Source organism: Streptomyces sp. NPDC041940 (assembly GCF_055589465.1).
The window spans coordinates 309,275-310,658 of sequence record NZ_JBVJBP010000006.1; the positions used below are offsets into that span (position 1 = coordinate 309,275).

Below are 1,384 nucleotides of genomic sequence, written 5' to 3' on the forward strand. Positions count from 1 at the left end.
GGGAGAGAAGAAAAAGCCGTCACAGCCTTAGCTCCCATGCACCCCCCCCCCCCCCCCCCCCCCCCCCCCCCCCCCCCCCGCCCCCCCCCCCCCCCCCCCCGGGCTCATGCCGGTCAGCAGTAGCCCATCGGGCCCATGTCCGTGTAGTAGACGTAGTCGACCTTGACCCACCCGGTGACATTGCCCCGGTGGGCGGTCAGGTAGATCCAGTGGCCGTCGCCGTTCCAGCAGTGCGCGGTGAACGTCTCGCGGAAGTACCCCTGGCCGTGGATCGTGCCGTCCACGGGCCTGCTGCGGATGTTGACGCCGTCACCGAGGAAGTAGCCGCCCCGGGACTGCACTTGCTGGGTGGAGGTGCCCGAATCGGGCGCCTGCTGCTGGGCGTTGGCGGTGACGGGCGACAGCATCAGGGCCGCGCCCGCCAGGGCGAGACATGCGGCGCGCCGGATGTGTCTGCGCATGACTGACTCCTTCTTGTCGTCCTGTGTGGTGTGGGTGCGGCTCAGTACCAGCCGGTCGAGGCCAGGTCGTGGCCGTCGCACGAGAGCAGCGCGCGCGAGACCCGGCCGTTGAGGTTGTTGCCCATCTGTGTGTAGGCGTAGTTGATGCCGGAGTCGACGGTCTCGGAGACCCATCCGTCGACCCGTCCCGTGCCGTTGTTGGATCGCTGCAGCACGGCCGCGCAGCCGGGCCGGGAACTCTCGATCCGGGCGAAGGAACCGCACTTGTCGGAGTAGAAGTACTTGAGGGCCATGCCTTCGGCGTACTTGGTGGGCCCGATCTGCCGGAACGAGCCCGAGCAGAAGGAGGTGGTGGGGTACTGCCCCTCCTGGCCGTAGGCCCCGTAGTTGCCGCCCGAGTACGGCGCGGCCTGGGCGGAGGTGGGGAGGAGCGCCATCACCGCGGCGGCGCCCCCGGCGGCCAGCAGTGTCCTGAGCGATCGGCGGCTCATGAGCTCTCTTTCGTCGTCGGCGGGTGGTCTGGTCGTGACCGTAAGGGCCGTCACCACATCCCCGACACCTGACACTTATCAGGGTCGAACCCCCAGGTCGTCTCGTTCCGGGGCTCCCTGACATACGTCAGGACCGCCCGCACCTCTCCTCCTCCTAATGTGGCGGCGCGGGGGCAGGTCCCGCCGGACACTCGGACGACCTTGAAGGGCAACCATGCGCACTCTCCTGCGCGGCGCCGCCGCGCTCGCGACCGTCGTCACGATCGTGTCGCTTCCGGGCGGCGCGACGGCGGCTCCCCGGCCGGCCGCGGCCGTCCAGGCCGGCCGGAACGCCGAGGCCGTCCAGGCCGGCCGGAACGCCGAGGCCGTCCAGGCCGGCCGGAACGCCGAGGCCGTCCAGGCCGGCCGGAACGCCGAGGCCGTCCAGGCCGC

The 1,384-nt window shown here is 71.0% G+C and carries 2 protein-coding genes and 1 pseudogene; 1 reads left to right on the forward strand and 2 read right to left on the reverse strand.

The features are described from left to right. Window positions 1-113: 113 nt before the first annotated feature. Window positions 114-461: a hypothetical protein gene (locus ACZ6I3_RS14020; protein WP_469414501.1), complete on the reverse strand. Its 348-nt coding sequence runs from the start codon at window positions 459-461 to the stop codon at window positions 114-116. 41 nt (window positions 462-502) lie between these two features. Next, on the reverse strand, window positions 503-952 hold the full coding sequence (locus tag ACZ6I3_RS14025) for a hypothetical protein (RefSeq protein ID WP_469414503.1): 450 nt from the start codon (window positions 950-952) through the stop codon (window positions 503-505). 214 nt (window positions 953-1,166) lie between these two features. On the opposite strand from ACZ6I3_RS14025, the pseudogene ACZ6I3_RS14030 reads away from it, so the two are divergent. Beyond that, window positions 1,167-1,384, forward strand: a pseudogene (locus ACZ6I3_RS14030) (hypothetical protein); the annotation flags it as partial.